Below are 248 nucleotides of genomic sequence, written 5' to 3'. Positions count from 1 at the left end.
AGAGACTGTGAAAGAACTAACCCTATATAAGTAAAAGAACCAAGCTTCAGAATATTTTTTCAATATTTAGATGTATAAACTCATTTTTTGACGAAAAAAAGCTTTAAAAAAGACTAGAACTGCAATGTACTCCATTATTTCTTGTTTTATATCCTCAATATTGCCACTTTTACTGGCCTTTATCAGCTTTTGAAACAGTGTAATACCAATTAGATTTAACAATCGCCTAAAATTATAGGTGAGCATAA

General features: G+C 29.0%; 1 protein-coding gene. It reads right to left on the bottom strand.

What is annotated here, in order from left to right:
• Positions 1 to 66: 66 nt before the first annotated feature.
• Positions 67 to 248, bottom strand: a 182-nt coding sequence (locus GBG18_RS15595; RefSeq protein ID WP_226898720.1) for a hypothetical protein, incomplete at its 5' end; no start/stop codon positions are given.

It is taken from the genome of Poseidonibacter ostreae (assembly GCF_009208075.1).
Lineage (GTDB): Bacteria > Campylobacterota > Campylobacteria > Campylobacterales > Arcobacteraceae > Poseidonibacter > Poseidonibacter ostreae.
This window is presented reverse-complemented; position numbering and strand designations above follow the sequence as displayed.